Here is a 19,357-nt window from a genome sequence, read left to right on the forward strand (position 1 = left end):
GATTCATGCTGGGAGCCGAAGAGGTCATCTCCGGATAACTCGGAGTCTTGTTGCCCATTTCCGCATTCTTTCGTGGGGTTCCCGCATGTCTATTGTCTGTTCAAACCTGTCCTTTTCCTGGCCCGATGACACCGAACTGTTCTCGGAGCTGTCTTTCACCGTCGGTGCGGGCCGCACCGGGCTGGTGGCGCCCAACGGCGCAGGAAAGAGCACTCTGCTCAAGCTGATCGCCGGCGAGCTGACGCCTACCGCGGGCAGTATCTCGGCCGACGGAACCGTCGGTTACCTGCCACAGACCTTGCCGTTCGTGGCAGATAAGACCGTGGCCGAGGTACTCGGCGTTCAACCCGTGCTCGACGCGTTGGCAGCGCTGGCCGACGGTGACGCCGGCGACGAGGTGTTCACCACCATCGGCGATGACTGGGACATCGAGGAGCGTTCGCGTGCCCAGCTGGACCGGCTGGGATTGGGTGGTGTGGCGCTCGACCGCCGGTTGGCGACGCTCTCCGGCGGGGAAGTGGTCTCGCTGGGGCTGGCCGCCGAGCTGTTGAAACGGCCCGACGTGCTGCTGCTCGACGAGCCCACCAACAATCTGGACACTGATGCGCGGCAACGGCTTTACGCGGCACTCGACGAGTATCCGGGCTGCCTGCTGCTGGTCAGCCATGATCGGGTGCTGCTGGATCGGATGAACCAGATCGCAGAGTTGTACCGCGGCGAAACCGTGTTCTACGGCGGCAACTTCACGGCCTACCGGCAGGCCGTGGAGGCCGGTCAGCGGATCGCCGAGAGCAATATCCGCAATGCCGAGCAGCAGCTCAAGCGGGAGAAGCGCCAGATGCAGGAGGCGCGGGAACGCTCGGCGCGGCGAGCCGGTAACGCGGCGCGCAATGTCAAGGACGCCGGGCTACCGAGAATCGTCGCGGGCAAGTTGAAACGTGACGCGCAGGAATCGGCGGGTCGCTCCGACGAGGTGCATTCCCGCCGTGTCGACGATGCGCGAGTACGACTCGACGACGCCGAACGTGCCTTGCGCGACGACGCCGTGATCGCACTGGACTTACCCGACACCGTGGTGCCCGCCGGTCGAACCGTGTTCGCCGGTGAAGCGCTGCAGATCAGCCGAGGTGGTCGGAAGCTCTTTGCCGACAACGGGATTGACATGTCCATTCGCGGTCCGGAGCGTATCGCGCTAACCGGTCCGAACGGGGCGGGCAAGTCGACGCTGCTGCGGCTCGTCGACGGGCAGCTGCCGCCTGACGCAGGCACGGTGCAACGTGCCGACGGGCGTATCGCCTACCTGTCGCAGCGGCTGGATCTGCTCGATCCGGACCGGACCGTGGCACAGAGCCTGGCGGCCGCCGCGCCCGGTCTTTCCCACACCCGCAGAATGCATCTGTTGGCGCAGTTCCTGTTTCGTGGCGACCGGATACACCTGCCGGTGGATGTGCTGTCGGGAGGCGAACGGCTGCGCGCGACGCTGGCATGTGTGCTCTACGCCGAACCTGCACCACAGCTCCTGCTGCTCGACGAGCCGACCAACAACCTCGATCTGGTCAGTGTCGGGCAACTGGAATCCGCGCTGAACGCCTACCGGGGCGCGTTCGTCGTGGTCAGCCATGACCAGCGGTTCCTGGCGTCGATCGGCATCGACCGCTGGCTACGGCTCGAGGAGGGCAGGCTGGCAGTTACAGATCGCGCGGGTTGATGGTGGGGCGCTCGGCGTCGGCGCCCCGCTCCGGCTCTTCCGTCATCGGCTGAATGTCCTCGGCCTTACCCTGCATCTCGCGCATGCGTTCCTCGCTCATGACGCCCTCGGAGACCGGAGCTTGCCCCGGTCCCTCGCCTGCTCCCGAGCCGGCGCCCGCGCCTGCCGCTTCAGCCCCACCCATGCCACCAGCGCCCTCGGCGGCCGAACCGACGAGGCCCTGCACGCCCTGGAAAACCTGCTGGGGAATCTGGCCCAGGCTCTGCGTGAGGCCCTGGATGGGCTGGGTGATGGATTGCGCCATCTGCCCGGCCATCTGGCCGAACTGGCTCATCATCTGCGTCGCGGCCTGCGACCCGCCGCCGGCGCCACCGCCCGGGGAGCCGGCCGCCGGTGACCCGGTGCCTTCCATCTGGTCGGCCTGCGCCTTCAGCTGGCCCGCGGCGGCCATGTCGCCACGGTCATAGGCCTGGGCCGCCTGTCGGAGCAAGTCAGCGATCTTCGTGGAGGCGCCCTGGGTGGCTCCGACCGCGCTGCCGCGGGCGGACTGTGCGGCGTCGAAGGCGGTCTGCATGGGGTGGCCGATGGTGCCGTGGCTGTTCTGCACGCCCGATACGCCGGGGGCGCCGTTGAGCAGGTTGCTCGCATCGGTGCTGACGTCACCCAACTGCTGCTGCCAGCCGCTCATGGCGCCGGTGTGTGCTGTGAACTGTGTCATCGGTCCCTCGGATCGTGCGGTCTCGGTATGGATTCTAAGGCTGGGACGGGTGCCTGCCGCGCACAAGTTGCCCCTCAGCCGCAGGCTTGACGGGTCGCGTCGTCGGCGGCGGCGGACATGCCGATGGCGGCCCACTGCGCGGCAACATCCCGCAGTGCAGCCTGGTCGGCCGCGGTCAACGCGCGGGCGTGGTCCATGGTCAGTTTTCCGAACGGGCAGTCCAGACCGATTCGCGTCAGGCCGTCGACGGCGCGGTTGTCGCCCAGCCGCACCGCATCGTGGAAGGCCCGCAGCGCGACCGCGGACTGACCGCCACGTTCTGCCGCTTTGGCGGCCTCGCGCGCGGCGGTCACGGCGCCCACCGAATCCTTGCGGGCAAAGCAGGTCCACGCCCGGGCCAGGGCCAGCTCGGGTGCGAACAGCATCGACTTGAGGCCATGGCGGGATTCCGCACGGGACAACGCTTTCGCCGCTTCAACCGGCCTGCCGCGTTGACCGAGGGCCTGTGCCAACAACATCCATGCCACGGGGCCCCACGAATAACCCGTCGGCGCCAAAGCCGCGGTCGCACGGCGCAACAACGCCGCCGCATCTGCGCCACGACCACGGACCATCAGCACGTCCGCCATCAGCACCTCGCCGATCGCCCGGCCGGGCTGCTGCAGCTCGGTGAAATCGGTGAGTTCCTGTGCGAGCGTCTGTGCCCGGTCCAACTCCCCGGCAAGCAGCAGCGACGTCGTCTGGCCGAACCCTGTGGTGAACCGCAGCAGCCCGGGATGTCCGGCGTCCAGCGCCCGCTGCGCCAGCGCGTCGACCGCGTCGAAATGACCCATCCGGGCACTACTCAACGCCGCCGCCGACGCGGCCCATCCGACCCCGGTGTCATCAGCCGAGGGCGAAGTCAGCACGCTGTCGGCGATCGTCAAAGCGCGTTGCGGCGCACCGGCATTCATCGCGAACGTGGCCGACAGCGCATCCAGTGTGGTCTGCGCGTGCGCGGAGGAAACGCGGCCGCGGATGGTGAGTAGAAACGCGGTGGCACGCTCAGGTTCGGAAAGCATCCAGAACTGGTTGGCCGCCCGCGGCAGGGCCCACGCCATCAACTCGGTTTCGGCCAGTGCGGCGGTGTCGACGTCGGCGAGCACCGCGTCGGCCTCGCGGCCCCGACCCTGCCAGGCCAGTGCGTAGGCGAGGGTCAGCCTGGTGTCGAACCCCGCTCCGTCGTCGACCGCGGCCCGGCCCAGCCGTTCGCTGAGCTCCAGGTCGCCCAGCCGCAGCGCGTCGTCGGCAGCGGCGGCTGCCGCACCCACCGACAGGCGGCGGTCACCGTCCAGCGCCAGCACGGCCAGGCGCAGCCGATCCACCACGCCGGTACCTGTCGACGTCATCAACTGCTCGACCAAACCGGTGCGGAGCCGCCGCAGGCCCGGCCCTCCCACTGTGGACCGGACCGCCGCGCGGAACAACGGATGCACGCAATGCACCATGGCGTCGTCATCGACGCGTACCGCCCCACATTGCTGCGCCTGCTCAAGGGCATCCGCACCGGTCAGGGCCGCCAGATCGGTCCGCGGCAGTGGATCGTGCACAGCCAGGTAGTGCAGGACGCCCATCGCGGCGGCAGGCAGGCCTTCGACGAAGCCGGCGATCTGATCGGCCAGCCGGGCCGGATCGTGCCCGGCCGGCTGCACGTCGAGCTGCCTGAGCAGCCCGTCGCGCCACAAGGCCGAAACCTCCTCGGCCGCCTGTCCGTCTTTGGTCGCGGTCGCGATGAGTTTGGCGTTGCCGCCGACGGCCAGCTGATACACCAGTGCGGCCGACAGCGGGTCGAGCAGATGTGCGTCGTCGACCACCAGCAGCAGCCCGGACCCCAGCGAGTTCCTGGCGGCGCGCAGTACCTCGGCGGTCTTGCCGACGGCGGGCACGTCGATGAGATGACAGACGGCCGCGAACGGGATGGCGGCGGCCGATTCGGTGCCCGTCACCCATGCCACGCGGTCGAAATCGGCACCGATCCAGTCGACGGCGGCGCGCGCCAGCGAGGTCTTGCCGACCCCGTCGGGTCCGAGCAGCACGACGCCGGAGTGCTCCCGGAGCCCCGCTTGCAGTCCGTCGAGCGCACGGTCACGCGGCGCAATCACCCAATCGACGGCCATCTGCCGCATCTTATGGTGGGCGCGAACACACCGACCGGAAATCGGTCGTTCACCGGGAACCCTTACCTTATGTATGTGTCCGCTGAAGGTGGCCGCCAGTGGGCGGTATGTGTGTATTGCGCGTCGGGTCCGACGCATCCCGAATTGTTGGCGCTGGCCGGCCAACTTGGTGTGGCGATCGCCGAACGCGGCTGGACCCTGGTGTCCGGCGGCGGCAACGTGTCGGCGATGGGTGCGGTCGCCCGCGCCGCCCGCACGGCGCAGGGCCGGACCATCGGGGTGATCCCCAAGGCGCTCGTTCATCGGGAACTCGCCGACGTCGATGCCGCAGAACTGGTGGTCACCGACACCATGCGGGAACGCAAGAAGGAGATGGAGGACCGCTCCGACGCGTTCATCGCGCTGCCCGGCGGTATCGGCACGCTCGAAGAGTTCTTCGAGGCCTGGACCGCCGGCTATCTCGGCATGCACGAGAAGCCGCTGGTGCTGCTCGACCCGTTCGGGCACTATGACGGGCTGCTGACGTGGCTGCGGGGGTTGGTCCACACCGGTTACGTGACGCAAAAGGCGTTGGACCGGTTGGCGATCGTCGACGATGTCGAGGCGGCGCTGGCGGTCTGCGCACCCTAGGCAGTACCGGCGGTAACGCCGATCACCTGCGTGGTTAAGGTGTTGCCCAACAGCCACTCGGAGGGGATTCACCGCATGACCGACCAGAAATCGGCGTCCAGAAGCAGTGTTGGGCTACTCGACATCGCCAGTCAGGTGCCCGGGCTGTTGATGGACGCACCGGTGATCGTGCGGGGTGTGCTCACCGGCTTTCTGGCCCGGCCGTCGGCCAAGACCTCGATCGGCAAGGTCTTTCAGGATCGCGCCGCGCAGTACGCGGACCGGACGTTCCTCAAATTCGGTGACCAGCAGCTGACCTACAAGCAGGCCAACGAGACGGTCAACCGCTACGCGGCCGTGCTGGCCGCGCGTGGGGTCGGTCATGGTGACGTGGTCGGGGCGATGCTGCGCAATTCGCCCGACGCGGTGCTGATCATGCTGGCGATCGTCAAATGCGGTGCGGTGGCAGGCATGTTGAACTACCACCAGCGGGGCCAGGTCCTGGCGCACAGCATCGGTCTGCTCGACGCCAGAGCCGTTGTGGCCGAGTCCGATCTCGTCGACGCCATCAGCGAAGCCGGCGTCGACACCACCGGCCTGATGACCATCGAGGAACTGCAACGTCTGGCCGCGACGGCACCCACGGGAAACCCGGCCAGCGCTTCGGCCGTCCTGGCCAAGGACAAGGCGTTCTACATCTTCACCTCGGGCACCACCGGGATGCCCAAGGCCAGTGTGATGACGCACTACCGCTGGCTGCGTGCGCTCGCCGGGTTCGGCGGGCTGGGACTGCGGCTGCACAGCAGCGACACCCTGTACTGCTGTCTGCCGCTCTATCACAACAATGCGTTGACCGTTTCGGTCGGCTCGGCGCTGAACTCCGGTGCGGCGCTGGCGCTGGGCAAGTCGTTCTCGGCGTCTCGGTTCTGGGACGAGGTCATCGGCTACGACGCGACCGCGTTCGTCTACATCGGCGAGATCTGCGGATATCTGCTCAACCAGCCGCCCAAGCCGACCGACCGTGCCCACAAGGTGCGGGTGATCGTCGGCAACGGCCTGCGCCCGGCCATCTGGGACGAGTTCACCAAACGGTTCGGCATCGCCAGGGTGTGCGAGTTCTATGCGGCCAGCGAAGGCAACACCGCCTTCGTCAACGTGTTCAACGTGTCGAAGTCCACGGGCATCTGCCCGAGCCCGGTGGCGTACGTCGAGTACGACGCCGACAGCGGCGAGCCGGCGCGCGGCGCCGACGGCCGGCTGCGCAAGGTGAAGACGGGTGACCCCGGCCTGCTCCTGTCCAAGGTCAGCGACTTCCAGCCGTTCGACGGTTACACCGATCCGTCGGCCAGTGAAAAGAAGTTGGTGCGCAACGCTTTCAAAGACGGTGACGTCTGGTTCAACACCGGTGACCTGATGCGTTCCCAGGGCTTCGGGCACGCGGCATTCGCCGACCGGCTGGGCGACACCTTCCGTTGGAAGGGCGAGAACGTGGCCACCACCGAGGTCGAGGCCGCGGTGGCGGGCGATCCGGTGATCGAGGAGTGCACCGTCTTCGGCGTCGAGGTGCCCGGCGCAGGCGGGCGCGCCGGGATGGCCGCGGTTCAGCTCAAGGACGGGCACGAGTTCGACGGAAAGGCACTGGCGGAGGCGTTCTACAGCCACCTGCCCGGCTACGCGGTGCCGCTGTTCGTGCGTGTCGTCGACGCGTTGGCCTACACCTCGACGTTCAAGAGCCAGAAGGTTGATCTGCGTAAGCAGGCGTATGGACCGGACGTGACCGACCCGATCTACGTGCTGGCCGGCCGCGACGAGGGCTACGTGCCCTTCTACGACGAATACCCCGCCGAGGTCTGCGACGGTAAGCGCCCCAAGTCCTAGCGATTTCGGCGTGATCGGTTGCGCTCACCGTGACAAATCACGCCGAAATCGCACAGCCGTAACCTGGAGGGCGTGTTGACGAGCTTCTGCGGTCGCCCCGTGGCCGGTGACCGTGCGCTCATCATGGCGATCGTCAACCGCACCCCGGATTCCTTCTACGACCGCGGCGCCACCTTCACCGACGAGGCTGCCAAGGCCGCGACCCACCGGGTGATCGCCGAAGGCGCCGACGTCATCGACGTCGGCGGGGTCAAGGCGGGTCCCGGCACCAGTGTGGACGCCGAGGAGGAGATCGCCAGGGTGGTGCCGTTCGTGGAATGGCTGCGCAGCGCCTATCCCGATCAGCTGATCAGCATCGACACCTGGCGCGCGGCCGTCGCCAAACAGGCCTGTGCGGCCGGCGCCGACCTGATCAACGACACCTGGGCCGGCGCCGATCCGGGGCTGCCCGACGTCGCGGCAGAGTTCGGCGCTGGCCTGGTGTGCTCGCACACCGGCGGTGCGGTACCGCGGACCCGGCCGTTCCGGGTGCACTACGGCACCACCGAACGGGGCGTGGTCGACGCCGTCATCGGCGAAGTAACCGCGGCCGCCGAACGCGCGGTCGCCGCGGGGGTCCCGAGGGAGCGGATCCTGGTCGATCCGACCCACGATTTCGGCAAAAACACTTATCACGGCCTTACTTTGTTGCGCCACGTAGAAGATCTTGTTAAGACCGGATGGCCGGTCCTGATGGCGCTCAGCAACAAGGATTTTGTCGGGGAAACTCTCGGTGTGGACCTGACTGATCGCCTGGAGGGCACACTGGCCGCGACGGCGCTCGCCGCTGCGGATGGTGCGGCCATGTTCCGGGTACACGAAGTCGGACCCACTCGGCGCGTGCTGGAAATGGTGGCGTCGATCCAGGGAGTGCGGGCACCCGCACGAACAGTGAGGGGACTGGCATGACAGACCTGCTGCCTGAACTGACCGTCGACGACGGCGTCGCCGGACACCGCTGGCTGACCGACCACAGTTGGAACCGGCCGACGTGGACGCTGGCCGAGCTCGAGGCCGCGAAGGCCGGTCGCACCGTCTCGGTGGTGTTGCCCGCCCTCAACGAGGAAGAGACCGTCGCGTCTGTGGTGGAGACCATCACCCCGCTGCTCGGCGGCCTCGTCGACGAACTGATCGTGCTGGACTCGGGCTCCACCGATGACACCGAGATCCGCGCGGTGGCCGCCGGTGCCCGCGTGATCAGCCGGGAGGTTGCGCTGCCCGAGGTCGAGCCGCAACCTGGCAAAGGTGAGGTGCTGTGGCGGTCACTGGCCGCCACGACCGGCGACATCATCGTCTTCGTCGACTCCGACCTGATCGATCCCGACCCGATGTTCGTGCCCAAGCTGCTGGGCCCGCTGCTTACGGCTGACGGCGTCCACCTGGTCAAAGGGTTCTACCGGCGCCCGCTGAAGGTCAGCGGGCGGGAGGACGCCAACGGCGGGGGACGGGTGACCGAGTTGGTGGCCCGGCCACTGCTGGCCTCGCTGCGCCCGGAGCTGAACTGCGTGTTGCAGCCGCTGGGCGGCGAATACGCAGGCACCCGCGAACTGCTGACCTCCGTGCCGTTCGCGCCGGGCTACGGCGTGGAGATCGGGCTGCTGGTCGACACCTATGACCGGCTGGGCCTGGATGCCATCGCCCAGGTGAACCTGGGGGTGCGGTCGCACCGCAACCGGCCGCTGACGGAACTGGCCTCGATGAGCAGGCAGGTCATCGCCACGTTGTTGTCGCGCTGCGGGATCGCGGACTCCGGTATGGGCCTGACGCAGTTCTATGCCGACGGCGATGGATTCACCCCGCGTGTGTCGGAGGTGTCGCTGGCCGACAGGCCGCCCATGGTGACCCTGCGCCCGCGCTAGTTGTCTGCCGCTTGAGGCAGTATCGAGAGCGTGACACTGATACTGCTGTACCTGGTGGTGCTGATCCTGATCGCCACCGTGCTGTTCGGGCTGGCCAGTGTGATCTTCGGGCGCGGGGAGACACTGCCGCCGCTCCCGCGTGCCACCACCGCCACGGTGCTGCCCGCCTCAGGTGCCACCGGCGCGGACGTGGACGCTGTCAAGTTCAGCCAGACCCTGCGCGGCTACAAGACCGGTGAGGTCGACTGGGTGCTGGACCGGCTGGGCCAGGAGTTGGATGCGCTGCGCGGCGAGTTGGACGCGGTGCGCGCCGCGTACGGAGTGGCCGAGCAACCGGCCGGCGACGGACCCGACGACGAACCCGATGACGACCCTGACGAGGCCGAGGTATCGGCCAGCGCCGGGCAGGTTCGGACCACGGAGGAGGGGTCTTGACCGACGACGGCCGCGTCCGCTGTGGATGGGCGGTCGACGCTGCGGGTGACGCGACGCTGTACCGCGACTATCACGACACCGAATGGGGCCGCCCGCTGCGCGACTCGGGGGCGTTGTTCGAGCGGATCAGCCTGGAGGCGTTCCAGAGCGGGCTGTCGTGGCTGATCATCCTGCGTAAGCGGGACAATTTTCGGCGTGCGTTCGACGGGTTCGACGCAGAACAGGTGGCGCGCTACACCGACGCCGACCGCGAGCGGTTGATGGCCGACACCGGCATCGTGCGTAACCGCGCCAAGATCGAGGCCACCATCGCCAATGCCAGGGCGGTCAATGAACTCGACGTCGACCTCGCCGAACTGCTCTGGTCATTTGCGCCGCCGCACCGTCCGAGGCCCGCCGATCTCTCCCAGGTGCCCGCCGTGACCCCGGAGTCCACAGCCATGGCCAAGGAACTCAAACGGAGAGGCTTCAAGTTCGTGGGTCCGACGACGGCCTACGCGTTGATGCAGGCCACCGGAATGGTCGACGATCACATCGCATCCTGCTGGGTCCCGGCGACTCGTTGAGCGCCGCGCCGGTGCTATCCGACGGGTCTTTGCACACCCATCGCCGCCGATAGGGAAGAATAGGGTCTAGTTCAGTAGCAGTTCAGTGCCGGGTGCCGTCAGCGAGTGGACGGGCTCGGCCCCGATCTGGCCCGCTGACGCGGACCGGCGCAGTTGGAGGGAGCACTCGATGGCGGCGATGAAGCCCCGGACCGGAGACGGTCCACTGGAAGCAACCAAGGAGGGGCGAGGCATCGTCATGCGGGTACCGCTGGAAGGTGGTGGGCGCCTGGTCGTCGAGTTGACACCGGACGAGGCCGCCGCTCTCGGCGACGAACTCAAGGGCGTTACCAGCTAGCGAATTCGGCGTGATCGGTTGCGCTCATCGGAACCGATCACGCCGAAATCTACGAGGAGACCGTGCGGTAAATCTCCAATGTCTGCTCGGCGATGTGTGCCCAGGAAAACTCCTGAATGCACCGTTGGCGTCCGGCCGCACCGTACTTCCTGGCCGTCTCCGGATCGGCCACCAATGAATTGACGGCATCAGCCAACCCGGTTTCGAAGACTTCCGGGTCGCCTGCGTCGTAATGCACCAAGATTCCGGTCTGCCGATCGGCGACGACCTCAGGGATGCCGCCGACATCGGATGCCACCACCGCCGTCGCGCAGGCCATTGCCTCCAGGTTGACGATGCCGAGTGGTTCATACACTGACGGGCAGACAAAAACTGTTGCAGCGGAAAGAATTTCGCGGATCTTCTCGACCGGCAGCATTTCGCGGACCCAGAACACGCCGCTGCGGGCACGGGCCAGGTCGGCCACCGCGGAGGACACCTCCGCAGCGATCTCGGGGGTGTCGGGTGCCCCCGCGCACAGCACCAACTGGACGTCGGGGTCGAACCGGTGCGCGGCGGCGACCAGGTGGGCCACGCCCTTCTGGCGGGTGATGCGCCCGACGAAGGCGACGATCGGCCGGGCCGGGTCGACGCCCAGATCGGCCAGCACCGACTCGCCTTGCGCCTGTTCGTCGCCCACACTGCCTGAATTGCTCCTCGCGTCCGCGGGAAACCAGACGTCCGTGTCGATCCCATTGCGCACCACGTGCACCCGGTGGGGGTCCAGTGCGGGATACGTGTGCAGGACATCGTTGCGCATGCCCGCGCTCACCGCGATGACCGCGTCGGCAGCCTCGACCGCCGTGCGTTCCACCCAGGAGGACACGCGGTAGCCGCCGCCGAGTTGCTCGGCCTTCCACGGCCGCATCGGCTCAAGTGAATGCGCGGTCAGCACATGGGGGATGCCGTAGAGCAGTGCGGTGAGATGGCCGGCCAGCCCCGAATACCAGGTGTGCGAATGCACCACGGTGGCCGCGGCGGCGGCGTTGACCATGTTCAGATCCGCCGACAGCGTGGACAGTGCCGCATTGGCGCCACGCAACGCCGGATCGGGCTGGGCCACAAACACCCCGTCGCGTGGGGCGCCCATGCAGTGCACGTCGACCTCGCACAGATGCCGCAACTGTGCGACGAGTTCGGTGACATGCACCCCGGCACCGCCGTACACCTCGGGTGGATACTCCCGAGTCATCATGGCCACCCGCATAACTGGTCACCGTAGTTGTCGCCAGGCCACGCCGCATGGTTGTCGACAACGTTTGCCCGGTGTCTACCGTCAGAACGCCAAACACCTTGACGGGCAGTGGGCCAATCGTGTCATTGGCTAGCCGCAGTGCTGGCTGGCGGATAGGTTTGGACCATGAGGGAGTTGCCACATGTGCTGGGCATCGTGCTGGCCGGCGGCGAGGGCAAGCGGCTGTACCCGCTGACGGCGGACCGGGCCAAGCCCGCGGTCCCGTTCGGGGGTGCCTACCGGCTGATCGACTTCGTGCTGTCCAACCTCGTCAACGCCCGATACCTGCGAATCTGCGTTCTCACCCAATACAAGTCGCATTCACTTGACCGTCACATCAGCCAGAACTGGCGGCTGTCCGGTCTGGCCGGTGAATACATCACCCCCGTGCCGGCCCAACAGCGGCTCGGCCCGCGCTGGTACACGGGCAGTGCGGACGCGATCTACCAGTCGATGAACCTGATCTACGACGAGGACCCGGACTACATCATCATTTTCGGGGCCGACCATGTGTACCGCATGGACCCCGAGCAGATGCTGCACTTTCACATCGAAAGTGGCGCCGGGGCGACGGTGGCGGGTATCCGGGTGCCGCGCGCGGAGGCCACGGCTTTCGGCTGCATCGACGCCGACGATTCCGGGCGTATCCGGGAATTCGTCGAGAAACCTCCGGATCCGCCCGGCACCCCGGACGATCCCGAGCAGACGTTCGTGTCGATGGGCAATTACATCTTCACGACGAAAGTGCTCATCGACGCGATCCGGGCCGACGCCGACGATGACCACTCCGATCACGACATGGGCGGCGACATCATCCCGCGGCTGGTCTCGGACGGAATGGCCTCGGTGTACGACTTCAGCGACAACGAGGTACCCGGCGCCACCGAACGCGATCACGGCTACTGGCGCGACGTGGGGACCCTCGACGCGTTCTACGACGCCCACATGGATCTGGTGTCCGTGCACCCGGTGTTCAACCTCTACAACAAGCGCTGGCCGATCCGCGGGGAGTCAGAGATGCTGGCCCCGGCGAAGTTCGTCAACGGCGGCTCGGCGCAGGAATCGGTGGTCGGTGCGGGCAGCATCGTTTCGGCGGCCTCCGTACGCAATTCGGTGCTGTCCTCCAATGTGGTGATCGACGACGGCGCGATCGTCGAGGGCAGCGTGATCATGCCCGGCGCCCGGGTCGGTCGGGGAGCGGTGGTCCGGCACGCAATCCTGGACAAGAACGTCGTCGTCGGACCCGGTGAGATGGTCGGCGTGGACCTGGAGAAGGACCGCGAGCGGTTCGCGGTCAGTGCCGGCGGAGTGGTCGCCGTCGGCAAGGGCGTCTGGATCTGACTCAGTCCCAAGCGTCTACCGGCGAGGGATCCTCTGACGCCTTGGCGATGGCGCGCCGACGGCGACGCCAGCGCCACAACCGGAACACCGCCCAGATCAAGACCAGCAGCGCGACGAGCACCAGGATCGGCAACAGGATTGCCACGAACACCAACCCGACGCTGGTGACGTCTTCGATGGTGGACAGCACCGGCGCGGCAACCCCCGCCGAGGCCACATTGGCGGCCGGGCGGACCGCCGTCTTGGTCAGTGACACCACCAACGCGGTCACCACACCGATCACCACCGGTACCCACTGACCGGAATGGGCGAACGCGCCCGGATCGGTCACCGCCGCGGTTTGGGCGGCAGTGCCCGATCCGAACACGATGCCGCCCGCGGTGGGACGGACGAACGTCTGGATGGTGTCGTTGATGGTGTCCAGCGCGGGAATCTTGTCGGCGACCACCTCGACGGCCAGCAGCACCGCGACGATCGTCATCACCCAGCCGTTCTCCAGCCAGGCCCACCCGTGCGGCAGCGAAACCAGCTCGGTGAACCGGGACAGCAGACCGAGGGCCAGCAGCGGAATGTAGGCATTGAGCCCCGCCGCGGTCGCCAGCCCGAACCCGGTCAGCAGTTCCACAGGGTCAGTATGTGCTTCGTGTGACGCTTTACACCGTCGATGTGCGAGATTCGCCGGGTGCCGTCACCAGAGGTACGGGACCAGCCGGTAGCGCACCTTTTGGGTGTACTCGTCGTAGCCGTCGAGCTCGGTGCGCAGCATCTTCTCTTCGTCGCCGATCCGCAGGCCCAGCACCGGTAGGCACAGCGCGGCCACCAACAGTGCCCAGTACGACCCAAGGGCCAACGGCGTGCCCAGCATCATGACCAGCGTGCTGGTGTACATGGGATGACGGACCACTCCGTAGAGGCCCGTGGACACCACGTGCTGCTCGGCCTCGACGCGGATGCTGGCCCCGGCGAAGCTGTTCTGAAACACGACGGCCTGGGCGAAGACGAGCCCGGCCGCCACCAGGACATCACCAAGGATGACCACTGCGGTGGGCACGCTCGACCACCCGAACCGGTGGTCGAAGGCGCTGACGACGAGCACCGCCAACACCGACAAGACCGTCGCCGAGATGATGATTCGCTGCATGGGCCTGGTCTCGGCCGTCGGCCCCGCTCGCATGCGGCGACGCAGCGCTGCCGGGTCCTTGATCGCCAGAAACAAGCTGGACACAAGTGCGCAAGCCATGAACACGGCGATGAAAACCCAGGCCTGCCAATAGTGGAAGGTGCCTGCCGGCCAGAACAGTGCCACGCCGAAGAACAGGAGGCCGAACACTCCGGATGCCAACGTCTGAAGAGCGAGTTTCATGATGTTCTCCTTCAGTCACACCGCATCGCGGCGACGGTAGATCCAACCGGCGATCAATGCCAAAGCCGTTGCCGCCCCGACCATCACGACCAGGGCCGCAGCGGGGAAGTTCGTCGGGACGGTGGTCTGTCCGATCGGGGACAGGTTCATCAGCCAATGCGGCAGTCCCAGCAGTGCACCGAGATAAAGCGCTGTGACGACGAAAATCACTGCGAGCCAGCCGATCCAGGGTGCCCGAACTGCTACCGCCAGGGCGGCGATGCCTGCCATCACCGCCATCGCCGGCAGGAATGCCAGAGCGGCCAGGGTCAGCCGCAGGATCGTGGCGGGTTCACCGAGGGTGAGACCGGCGCCCAGGCCGTTGCCGAGCCCCGCGCAGAACAACAGTGCCGCGGACCCCAGCAAGGTCGAAGCGACCGCACCCAACAGCCACTGCCAGCGGGACACCGCGCCGGCGAGCACCAACTCGCCCAAACCGCTCTGTTCGTCACTGGATACGCGCAATACCGCTGCCACGACATAGCCGCAGGCAGCGGCGGCCAAGAACTGCGTCATCGTGGTGTACGCGCCGTCATTGCCCTGGGCCTCCAGCACTCTGGCGATCAGTTCATTGCCCTCGGCGGCGTTCATCAGCGACTTCGTCATCGAACCGAATGCCAGCCCCGCCACGAACAACCCGATGCCCCAGCCGACGGTAAGCCCACGCTGCAACCGCAGATGTAACTGGAACGGCCCGGCGATCGCCGGCGCGTCCGGACTGTCTCCGGCGGACGGGATCGTGCCTGCGTCGTACTGCCTGCGACGTTCCAGCACGGCCGCGGTGGCGATCAGCGCTACGGTCACTGCCACCAGCATCCCGAAGGGCCACCAACGCAATTCGACGAACGGTCGCATCTGCTGTGCCCACGCAATGGGAGATAACCAGCTCAGGGCGCTACCGGAATTGTCGATGACATCACCGATGCCGCGCACCAGCGCCGCCACGGCCAGGGCAGCCATCGCCGAGCCGGTGGCGGTGCGGGCGGCACGCCACAGCTGCGCGGTGACCGCGGAGAGCGCGCCGAACACCATTGCCACCCCGGTGATTCCCAGACTCATCGCGGCGGAATCAATGATCGCGAAGCCGGCCGATGCCATCGCCAGGGTCATCATTACGGCCAGTACCGCGTTGACGGCCCCGACGAGGGACAGTGCCGCGGCGGTGCGGGCGTAGCGGCCGACCACCGAGGAGAGCACGAGTTCGGCTGCGCCGCTCTCCTCCTCGCTGCGGGTATGCCGGATGACCGTGAGGATTGCCAGGATCGAGGTGGCGACGATCAGGGTCAAAGTGAGCTCGTTGGCCATCATCACACCGAGATCGATCTCGTTGCGGCCGAACATGGGCCCGCCCATCATCATTCCGGCCGGAGTCTTGAGCAGGTCGACGCGGGCCAGCCGCTGCGCCTCCTCGGGGTAGGCCATTCGGACTGCGTTGGGTGCGTACAGCATCGTCAGGGTCAGGAGTGCGGTCCATACCGTCAACCGGATCCGATCGCGCCGAAACGCCAGCCTCAGCAGATCGAGCGTCCCGGTCAACGGGGAACTCGCAGGAGCCTGGCGCCGGCTCGGTGCGAGCGCTGCCCCGCTCATGGGGCCACACTCTGATACTCGCGCAGGAACATGTCCTCCAAAGACGCCGGTGCGACGGTCAATTCGTCGATACCCAGGTCGGTGAGGTGTTCCATGGTGAACTCCAGGTCGGCGCGGTCCACCGAGAACCGGATCTTTCCGTCGCGGCTGGTGAAGTCGTGGACGTACGGGACCTGTTGCAGTGCACGGCCATCCGTACGGGTCCGGGCTGTGATCGTGGTGCGCATCAGATGACGCAGCTCGCTGAGCGTGCCGGACCGCACGGTACGGCCGGCCCGGATGATCGTCACGTTGTCACACAGTTTCTCGACTTCGGCGAGAATGTGGCTGGACAGCAGGATGGCGGCGCCCCGTGCGGCCACCTCGTTCACACACTGCTGAAAGGTCTGCTCCATCAACGGATCCAGGCCGGAGGTGGGTTCGTCGAGGATGTACAGCTCGGCGTTGCAGCTGAAGGCGGCGATGATGGCCACTTTCTGCCGGTTGCCCTTCGAGTAGGTACGGGCTTTCTTGTGTGGGTCCAGCTCGAAGCGTTCGATCAGCTCGTCGCGGCGCCGGGTGTCGACGCCGTTGCCGCGCAGCCGGCACAGGAAGTCGATGGCCTGTTGGCCGGTGAGGTTGGGCCACAGCGTGACATCGCCGGGGACATAGGCGATCCGGCGGTGCAGTGCGACCGCGTCGTGCCAGGGGTCGCCGCCGAGCAGCCGTACCGTGCCGCCGTCGGCACGCAGCAGGCCCAGCAGCACGCGGATGGTGGTGGACTTGCCTGCACCATTGGGCCCGAGGAATCCGGCGACGTTGCCGGGGGATACGGTCAAGTTGAGCCCGTCGAGCGCCTTGGTTCGGCCGAATGACTTTGACAGTCCACGGATTTCGACGGCGGGTGCGTTCACGCTGGCTCCTTCGTGTCGATGTCGGTGTCGGGCGCGGTGAAGGGAATCCCCTGTTCGCGTTGGCTCAGAAATGCGTCATACAACCTGGAGTCGGCCATCAGGCCCTCGGTGTAGACCTCCAGGGCGGGCAACACCATCTCCTCGCCGTAGTCGCGCAGCACGGTGCGCAGGTCGCTCGGCTCGTCATGCATCTGGAGATAGAGCAGGAACCCACCTCCGCCGCAGATCGCCAGGAATCTGGCCCGCGACCGAGGATCCCGGCTGGGCTTGAGTGTTCCGGCCCGCACGCCCTCCTCCAGGTACTGCTCGGCGTTGGCGATCATCGTGCGCCAGAACGTCTTGGCCAGTTCGCTTCCGGACTGCATGCTGCGCACCAGGTAGGCCATCAGCGGTGCGTAGCTCTCGATCTCGGCCATCTGACCTAGCCAGGTGGCTGGGTCAGAGGTCTGCATCGACACCGATTTGGCCTCACGCACCACCTCGGCGACGTACTCGTCGCAGGCCTTGCGCAGCCCGTCCTTGGAGCCGAAGTGGTGGATGACGAGTGCGGCGCTGACGCCCGCGGAGTCGGCGATCGTGCGCAGGCCCACGCTGAAACCGTGTTGGCCGAATTGTTCGATGGCAGCATCACGGATCCGGGCCACCGCGGTTCGATCGTCTACTGAACGCATGTTTAGTACGCTAAACGCGTGTTCAGTCGAAGGTCAAGGGGTGAGCCCGTCAGAAATCCGTAAAAATCGCCGAGGCGTGCCTCACCAAGACCGGCGAGCAGACACGCCGGTACCGAAAAATGCCCGCATTTGGTACCTAGCTGTCTGCTCGCCCAGGAAAAATGCACCCAGAAAAAGCGCGCCGAGAGTCAGTCGCGGGCAGCAGCGAGCAGGCCGTCGCCCAGCGGGATCAGCACCGGCGTGAGCCGCTCGTCCTCGGCGATGAGCCGGGCCGCCTCGCGGACCGCGGTGACCTCGGCGTCACGGGCGCCGGCGTCGCCTGCCCGTCCGCCCAGTGCGGCGCGATGCACCACGATCGCGCCACCGGGGCGCAACAGGCGCACACCCTCCACCACGAACTGCGGCTGGTCGATGGGATCGGCGTCGATGAACACCAGGTCGTAGGACTCGTCGGCGAGCCGGGTCAGCACTTCCTGGGCGCGCCCGCTGATCAGCCGGGTGCGGCCGGGTCCGACGCCGGCCTCGACGAATCCCTGCTTGGCGATCCGCTGATGCTCGGGTTCGACGTCGATCGTGGTGAGCACGCCGTCGTCGCGCATGCCCGAGAGCAACCACAAACCGCTGACACCCGCGCCCGTGCCCACCTCGACGACGGCGCGGCCGCCGGTGAGCCGGGCCAGCACGCTGAGCAGCGCCCCGACCGCCGGGGTCACCGCGCCTGCGCCGATGTCGACCGCCCGTTCCCGGGCCGCCGCCACGATCGCGTCCTCGGAGATCGACCGTTCGGCGTGCGTGACGACCGCTTCGGCGCCGCTGGAGTGCGTCTGGCCCGCTGTCACTGAGGTCTCCTCGGAGCTGGACATGCCCGCAGCGTAGGCCAGTCGTATCCGGCGACCCCGCGACACGCCCGCGTCGGCGATCAATTCCCGTCGGATAATCGCTGGTTTGGCCAGGTTCTGGGCCGTATCGTCGCCTTTCTCAGGGAAAGTTCAGTTTGCTCATATGCCCACCACACCGGCATGAGGAACGGTAGGCCGCATGGAGGATGGCGTCCGCTGGCGCACTGCGCCGCGCACTCGGAATAACGATGTTGTCGTACGCGTTGAAAACGATGACGTATGTGACCAGGAGGATCCGACGACTACCACCACCACCCCCCAGCCGGCCCCGGTTTCGATGTCCCACGTGGACCAACTGGGCGAAGCGGGCTGGGCGGAGCCGTCCGACGAATTGACCGGAACCGCCGTGTTCGACGCGACGGGCGACCACGCCAGCATGCCGTCGTGGGATGAGCTGGTCCGTCAGCACGCCGACCGCGTGTACCGGCTGGCCTACCGCCTCTCGGGCAACCAGCACGACGCCGAGGACCTGACCCAGGAGACCTTCATCCGGGTGTTCCGCTCGGTGCAGAACTATCAACCCGGCACCTTCGAGGGTTGGTTGCACCGCATCACGACCAACCTGTTCCTCGACATGGTCCGACGCCGTGGACGCATCCGGATGGAAGCGCTGCCGGAGGACTACGACCGCGTTCCCGCCGACGATCCGAACCCCGAGCAGATCTATCACGATTCACGCCTTGGGGCCGATCTGCAGGCCGCGCTCGACTCGCTGCCACCGGAGTTCCGCGCCGCGGTGGTCCTGTGCGACATCGAGGGTCTGTCCTATGAGGAGATCGGCGCCACGCTCGGTGTGAAACTGGGGACCGTCCGCAGCCGTATTCACCGTGGACGGCAGGCGCTGCGGGAATACCTCGCCAAGCACTCGTCGGAAACTTCCCGGTCGGCCTGAGCGTTCAACGTCTATAGGTGGTCTATAGGTGCCGGACCGTGCGTCCCGCGCTACATTCACTGAAGAGCATGAACGCACTGAGAGGAGCTGG

General features: G+C 67.0%; 19 protein-coding genes. 10 read left to right on the top strand and 9 right to left on the bottom strand.

The features are described 5' to 3' along the window. Window positions 1-85 precede the first annotated feature (85 nt). Entirely contained in the window at window positions 86-1,708 is a 1,623-nt protein-coding gene (locus tag M1247_RS05545; RefSeq protein WP_317155275.1) for an ABC-F family ATP-binding cassette domain-containing protein, read from the top strand. Here the strand turns inward: M1247_RS05545 and M1247_RS05550 are convergent. After that, the gene (locus M1247_RS05550; RefSeq protein WP_317155276.1) at window positions 1,689-2,426 is read right to left on the bottom strand and encodes an ESX-1 secretion-associated protein; all 738 of its coding nucleotides are present in this window, start codon (window positions 2,424-2,426) and stop codon (window positions 1,689-1,691) included. The genes M1247_RS05545 and M1247_RS05550 overlap by 20 nt on opposite strands. Window positions 2,427-2,500: 74 nt before the next feature. Beyond that, window positions 2,501-4,582 (bottom strand): AAA family ATPase, encoded by a 2,082-nt coding sequence (locus tag M1247_RS05555; RefSeq protein WP_317155277.1) that lies wholly within the window; start codon window positions 4,580-4,582, stop codon window positions 2,501-2,503. Between the two features lie 75 nt (window positions 4,583-4,657). Here M1247_RS05555 and M1247_RS05560 point away from each other — a divergent pair, with 75 nt between their 5' ends. The 7 genes from M1247_RS05560 to M1247_RS05590 all read left to right on the top strand — a co-directional run bounded on the left by M1247_RS05560 (window position 4,658) and on the right by M1247_RS05590 (window position 10,305). Beyond that, window positions 4,658-5,212 carry a cytokinin riboside 5'-monophosphate phosphoribohydrolase gene (locus M1247_RS05560; RefSeq protein ID WP_317155278.1) on the top strand — a complete coding sequence of 185 codons (555 nt, stop codon included), beginning with the start codon at window positions 4,658-4,660 and terminating at the stop codon, window positions 5,210-5,212. 75 nt (window positions 5,213-5,287) lie between these two features. Then, complete coding sequence (gene fadD6, locus M1247_RS05565) at window positions 5,288-7,069, top strand: long-chain-acyl-CoA synthetase FadD6 (protein WP_317155279.1); 1,782 nt, start codon at window positions 5,288-5,290, stop codon at window positions 7,067-7,069. Between the two features lie 72 nt (window positions 7,070-7,141). Next, complete coding sequence (gene folP, locus M1247_RS05570) at window positions 7,142-8,017, top strand: dihydropteroate synthase (protein ID WP_458695189.1); 876 nt, start codon at window positions 7,142-7,144, stop codon at window positions 8,015-8,017. Further along, window positions 8,014-8,967 carry a glucosyl-3-phosphoglycerate synthase gene (locus tag M1247_RS05575; protein ID WP_317155280.1) on the top strand — a complete coding sequence of 318 codons (954 nt, stop codon included), beginning with the start codon at window positions 8,014-8,016 and terminating at the stop codon, window positions 8,965-8,967. The genes folP and M1247_RS05575 overlap by 4 nt, the downstream gene beginning before the upstream one ends. A 30-nt stretch (window positions 8,968-8,997) precedes the next feature. Next, window positions 8,998-9,402: a DivIVA domain-containing protein gene (locus M1247_RS05580; RefSeq protein ID WP_317155281.1), complete on the top strand. Its 405-nt coding sequence runs from the start codon at window positions 8,998-9,000 to the stop codon at window positions 9,400-9,402. Continuing rightward, on the top strand, window positions 9,399-9,968 hold the full coding sequence (locus M1247_RS05585) for a DNA-3-methyladenine glycosylase I (RefSeq protein ID WP_317155282.1): 570 nt from the start codon (window positions 9,399-9,401) through the stop codon (window positions 9,966-9,968). The genes M1247_RS05580 and M1247_RS05585 overlap by 4 nt, the downstream gene beginning before the upstream one ends. 169 nt (window positions 9,969-10,137) lie before the next feature. Further along, entirely contained in the window at window positions 10,138-10,305 is a 168-nt protein-coding gene (locus M1247_RS05590) for a DUF3117 domain-containing protein (RefSeq protein ID WP_003406247.1), read from the top strand. Between the two features lie 49 nt (window positions 10,306-10,354). Here M1247_RS05590 and glgA read toward each other — a convergent pair whose 3' ends face one another. After that, window positions 10,355-11,551, bottom strand: coding sequence for a glycogen synthase (gene glgA, locus M1247_RS05595; protein WP_317155283.1), 1,197 nt, complete (start codon window positions 11,549-11,551; stop codon window positions 10,355-10,357). Between the two features lie 153 nt (window positions 11,552-11,704). On the opposite strand from glgA, the gene glgC reads away from it, so the two are divergent. Next, on the top strand, window positions 11,705-12,919 hold the full coding sequence (glgC, locus tag M1247_RS05600) for a glucose-1-phosphate adenylyltransferase (protein WP_317155284.1): 1,215 nt from the start codon (window positions 11,705-11,707) through the stop codon (window positions 12,917-12,919). A 1-nt stretch (window position 12,920) separates the two neighbouring features. Here the strand turns inward: glgC and M1247_RS05605 are convergent, their stop codons facing one another. The 6 genes from M1247_RS05605 to M1247_RS05630 form a co-directional block, all read right to left on the bottom strand. Continuing rightward, entirely contained in the window at window positions 12,921-13,544 is a 624-nt protein-coding gene (locus M1247_RS05605; RefSeq protein ID WP_317155285.1) for a DUF4126 domain-containing protein, read from the bottom strand. Between the two features lie 63 nt (window positions 13,545-13,607). Continuing rightward, window positions 13,608-14,282 (bottom strand): methyltransferase family protein, encoded by a 675-nt coding sequence (locus tag M1247_RS05610; protein ID WP_317155286.1) that lies wholly within the window; start codon window positions 14,280-14,282, stop codon window positions 13,608-13,610. 15 nt (window positions 14,283-14,297) lie between these two features. Continuing rightward, window positions 14,298-15,911 (bottom strand): ABC transporter permease, encoded by a 1,614-nt coding sequence (locus M1247_RS05615; protein WP_317155287.1) that lies wholly within the window; start codon window positions 15,909-15,911, stop codon window positions 14,298-14,300. Further along, entirely contained in the window at window positions 15,908-16,804 is an 897-nt protein-coding gene (locus tag M1247_RS05620; protein ID WP_317155288.1) for an ABC transporter ATP-binding protein, read from the bottom strand. The genes M1247_RS05615 and M1247_RS05620 overlap by 4 nt, the downstream gene beginning before the upstream one ends. Next, window positions 16,801-17,475, bottom strand: a complete 675-nt coding sequence (locus M1247_RS05625; RefSeq protein WP_317155289.1) for a TetR/AcrR family transcriptional regulator — start codon at window positions 17,473-17,475, stop codon at window positions 16,801-16,803. The genes M1247_RS05620 and M1247_RS05625 overlap by 4 nt, the downstream gene beginning before the upstream one ends. Window positions 17,476-17,663: 188 nt before the next feature. Continuing rightward, a complete protein-coding gene (locus M1247_RS05630) occupies window positions 17,664-18,338 on the bottom strand; it encodes an O-methyltransferase (protein WP_317155290.1) in 675 nt (224 codons plus the stop codon). A 175-nt stretch (window positions 18,339-18,513) separates the two neighbouring features. On the opposite strand from M1247_RS05630, the gene sigE reads away from it, so the two are divergent. After that, window positions 18,514-19,266, top strand: a complete 753-nt coding sequence (sigE, locus tag M1247_RS05635) for an RNA polymerase sigma factor SigE (RefSeq protein WP_317155291.1) — start codon at window positions 18,514-18,516, stop codon at window positions 19,264-19,266. Window positions 19,267-19,357: the final 91 nt, after the last annotated feature.

The sequence above is a fragment of the Mycobacterium appelbergii genome, from assembly GCF_032883035.1.
Lineage (GTDB): Bacteria > Actinomycetota > Actinomycetes > Mycobacteriales > Mycobacteriaceae > Mycobacterium > Mycobacterium appelbergii.